Origin of the sequence: Anaerorhabdus sp., from assembly GCF_036637135.1 — a bacterium.
In the GTDB taxonomy this organism is placed as follows: domain Bacteria; phylum Bacillota_I; class Bacilli_A; order Erysipelotrichales; family Erysipelotrichaceae; genus Anaerorhabdus.
The window spans coordinates 1-1706 of record NZ_JAVWNC010000121.1; the positions used below are offsets into that span (position 1 = coordinate 1).

Below are 1706 nucleotides of genomic sequence, written 5' to 3' on the forward strand. Positions count from 1 at the left end.
ATATTTTCTTTAACTTGTTTCATAATTTCAGTAGAAGTTAGACCATACTTTTCAAGTAATGCACCTGCTGGTCCACTTTCTCCAAATGTATCTTTCGTTCCAATTCTTACTATCTTCTTTGGACACTTACTTACCGATAACTCTGCGATTGCTCCACCAAGTCCACCGATGATACTATGTTCCTCTGCTGTGATAATTACATCATGATTCTTTAATACTTCTAGTATTCCTTCTTCATCCAATGGTTTTATACAACTTACATTCACTACTGTTGGATTGATTCCTTCTTTTACTAATTCTTCTTTTGCTTTAAGTGCTTCTTGTACCAGTAATCCTGTTGCTAGTATCGCTACTTTGCTCCCTTGATTTAGTGTCGATATCTTTCCAATCTTGAACTCTGTTCCTGCTGGATAGACATCTTCTACTTTTCCTCGTCCTAATCTTACATAACAAGGTCCTTCTATTTCTGCTACATGTTTGATGATTGCGTATGTTTCTTCCTCATCACATGGTTGGAATACTTTCATTCCTGGTATTACTCTCATTAATGCGATATCTTCTAATGCTTGATGACTTGCACCATCTTCTCCAACACTAATCCCTGCATGTGTTCCACATACCTTCACATTCAAATGTGGGTATCCGATGCTGTTTCTTACTTGTTCCCACGCTCTTCCTGTTGCGAAAATAGAGAAACTTGATGCGAATACTGTATATCCACTTGCTGCTATTCCTGCCGCTGTTGACATCATATTCCCTTCTGCGATTCCCATATTAAAGTGTCTTTCTGGACATGCTTTTTTTGCGTCTGCTGTTTTCGTTGATTTTGTTAAGTCAGCGTCTAATACTACGACTTTATCATTCTCTTCTATCAGTTTCGCTAATGCGATTCCATATGCTTCTCTTGTTGCCTTTGCCATAGTTTATGCCTCCTCTATTTCTTTCACTGCTGCATCACATTCTTCTTGCGTTGGTGCTACTCCATGCCATGCCGCTTTATTTTCCATGAAACTTACACCCTTACCTTTAATTGTTTTTGCCACAATTACTGTTGGTTGTCCTTTTGTTTCTTTTGCTTCTTGGTATGCCTTTCTGATTGCATCTAGGTCATGTCCATCTATACAAATCACATGCCATCCAAATGCTGCGAACTTCTCATCTAGTGGTGTTGGATTCATTACTTCATGAATATCTCCATCAATTTGTAATCCATTAAAGTCCACGATAGCACATAGATTATCTAATTGATAATGAGCTGCTGCCATTGCTGCTTCCCATACTTGTCCTTCTTCACATTCGCCATCTCCAAGTAATGCATAGACACGATGACTATTCTTACTTAATTGATTCGCCATAGCCATTCCTACTGCTGCAGAAATACCTTGACCCAATGATCCTGTTGACATATCTACTCCTGCTACATAGTTCATGTTTGGATGTCCTTGTAGTTTTGAATCGATATGACGGAATGTTTCGATATCTTCTTTTAAGATTCCTTTTTCTTTTAATACACCATATAATAATGGACTTGCGTGTCCCTTTGATAGTACAAAGCGATCTCGATCTGTTGTCCCTGCATTTTCTGGTGTTATATCCATTTCTTCAAAATACAACACACCGATTAGGTCTGCAGCTGATAACGATCCTCCTGGATGCCCAGATTTTCCCGCTGTTACCATTTCGATGATACTTTTTCTTATGCCTTT

The 1706-nt window shown here is 38.5% G+C and carries 2 protein-coding genes; both read right to left on the reverse strand.

What is annotated here, in order from left to right:
* Positions 1 to 920 (reverse strand): transketolase family protein (locus RR643_RS11640; protein ID WP_332483320.1); only part of this gene is annotated, 920 nt, incomplete at its 3' end.
* Positions 921 to 923: 3 nt separating this feature from the next.
* Positions 924 to 1700 (reverse strand): transketolase, encoded by a 777-nt coding sequence (locus tag RR643_RS11645; RefSeq protein WP_332483321.1) that lies wholly within the window; start codon positions 1698 to 1700, stop codon positions 924 to 926.
* Positions 1701 to 1706: the final 6 nt, after the last annotated feature.